1 protein-coding gene is annotated in these 1,678 nt (G+C 73.4%); it reads left to right on the top strand.

Annotation, left to right across the window (positions count from 1 at the left end):
• Positions 1-421 precede the first annotated feature (421 nt).
• Positions 422-1,588 (top strand): inositol-3-phosphate synthase, encoded by a 1,167-nt coding sequence (locus AB0J68_RS31995; protein ID WP_363942599.1) that lies wholly within the window; start codon positions 422-424, stop codon positions 1,586-1,588.
• Positions 1,589-1,678 lie beyond the last annotated feature (90 nt).

Raw genomic sequence — 1,678 nt, 5'->3', positions numbered from 1 at the left:
GTGCTCGACGGGCTGCGCGCCACCGGATTCGACGGCTGCTCGACCGCCTCCATCGCGTGGCCCGGTGGCGCACGAGCAGGACGGTCGTCCGGTGCGACCGGACCGGGATTCCCCGGCCGCACCGGAGGACCGCCACCACCTGAGACGTCCGGTCGGGGCACGCCAACGCCCCGGCCGGCCGGATGCGGGGGAGGCAGGGTCGAGACGCCGACCGACCCTGCCTGCCAGCCCCGTCTGCCCGCACCCGTACCGGAAACCGGTCCGTCGTCGTCGCCGCCGACGCCGACGCCGGATCCGGTGTCGTTCCGGTACGGGTCGGGCGGGCGGGGCCCATCCGCCAAGGCCGTAGCTTTTCGAAAAATATTCTGATATTCCTATATTTAAGTACACCGACGGTTCCTCCTGGACGGGAAGGAGCACCATGCGAACGGGTGTCTGGCTGGTAGGAGCACGCGGTTCGGTCGCGACCACCAGCATCGTCGGAGGGCTCGCGCTGCGGGCCGGCCTGGCCGGGCCGACCGGCTGCGTCACCGAGTTGCCGGATCTGCGCGGTCCCGCCCTCCCGTCCTTCGCGGACCTGGTCTTCGGTGGGCACGATGTGGCCACCACCCCGTTGAGCAAGCGCGCGGAGGCCCTCGCCGACACCGGTGTGATACCCGGTCGGCTGGTCGCCGCGCTCCCCGACGAGCTGGCCGCCGTCGAGCAGGAACTGCGTCCGGCCCCGCTCGGCGGCACCCAGGCCGACCGGGTCGCGACCGTCGTGGGTGACCTCACCTCCTTCCGTGCGCGCAACCGGCTGGACCGCGTGGTCGTGGTCAACGTCTCCGCCACCGAACCCGCACCTCGACCGCACCCCGGGCACGCCGACCCGGCCGCGCTGCGTGCCGCCCTCGCCGGCCCGGACGAGGTGCTGCCGCCCAGCTCCCTGTACGCGTACGCGGCGCTGCTGGCCGACTGCCCGTACGTCGACTTCACCCCGTCCACCGGGCTGCGGCTGCCGGCGCTGGCCGCGCTGGCCGACGAGCGGCGCCTGCCGTACGCCGGGCACGACGGCAAGACCGGTGAGACCCTGGTCAAGTCGGTGCTCGCGCCGATGTTCGCGATGCGCAACCTCGCCGTGCGCTCCTGGTCCGGGATGAACCTGCTCGGCGGCGGCGACGGCGCCACCCTCGCCGACCCGGCCGCCAACGCGGCCAAGGTGCAGAGCAAGCAGCGCGTGCTCGGCGAGACGCTGGGCTACGTCCCGCAGGGCAACACCCGCATCGAGTACGTCGAGGAGCTGGGCGACTTCAAGACCGCCTGGGATCTGATCACGTTCGCCGGCTTCCTCGGCACCGGGATGCGGATGGAATTCACCTGGCACGGCTGCGACTCCGCGCTGGCCGCGCCGCTGGTGCTCGACCTGGCCCGGCTCACCGCCGCCGCGCACGCCGCCGGGCACGTGGGGCCGTTGGCCGACCTGGGCTTCTTCTTCAAGGACCCACTCGGCTCGCCCACCCACTCGCTGGCCGAGCAGTGGGCCCGGCTGACCGACTTCACCCAGCGGTTGCACGCCGGTCTGGACGGTGGCCATGCCCACGCTGGCTGACGTGGCCGAGCTGGTCCGGGCGCCGGCCGCGCTCTCGGTCCCCGGTGACGTGGTCGCCGGCGCGGCGGCCGCCGGCGCGTTGAGCCCGCG

This window comes from Micromonospora sp. NPDC049580, assembly GCF_040675595.1.
In the GTDB taxonomy this organism is placed as follows: domain Bacteria; phylum Actinomycetota; class Actinomycetes; order Mycobacteriales; family Micromonosporaceae; genus Micromonospora.
Note: the sequence above shows the minus strand (reverse complement) of the source record. Positions and strands in the feature narration are given on the sequence as shown.